We start from the raw sequence: 535 nt of genomic DNA, 5'->3' as shown, positions 1-535 counted from the left end.
GTTTTGAGCCATCAGGTATTGAACCCGATATTGTGACGCTATCGAAATCGATCGGTGGTTACGGTCTGCCAATGGCGGTTGTACTGCTGAAGCCAGAACTTGACCAATGGAAACCAGGCGAGCACAACGGCACGTTCCGTGGTAACAACCACGCATTTATTACTGCGGCAAAAGCACTAGAAATCTACTGGTCAAATGACGATTTCGAAACGCACATTAAGCAATGTTCGCAAAATGTGAGTGAAGTGATTGATCGCTGCGTGCGTCGTTTCCCGCAAATGTTCGTTCAGAAAAAGGGACGCGGCATGATGATTGGCATCGAGTGTATTCACGGTGACTTGGCCGCAGAAATCGCTAAATCATGTTTTGACGACGGCATGGTGATTGAAACCGCAGGCCCAGACGATGAGGTGGTGAAGTTCTTCTGTCCATTGACCATCAGTGAATCTGAGCTGAACCAAGGATTAAGCATCTTTGAACGTGCAGTAGAAACGATTGCTGCAAAACACTTCAAACAAGCATCTTAATAAGGATT

General features: G+C 46.5%; 1 protein-coding gene. It reads left to right on the top strand.

The features are described 5' to 3' along the window. Positions 1 to 527: aminotransferase class III-fold pyridoxal phosphate-dependent enzyme (locus R7093_RS27655; RefSeq protein WP_318147333.1), on the top strand; the 527-nt coding region annotated here is incomplete at its 5' end. Positions 528 to 535 lie beyond the last annotated feature (8 nt).

The organism is Vibrio sp. 1580 (assembly GCF_033340055.1).
Note: the sequence above shows the minus strand (reverse complement) of the source record. Positions and strands in the feature narration are given on the sequence as shown.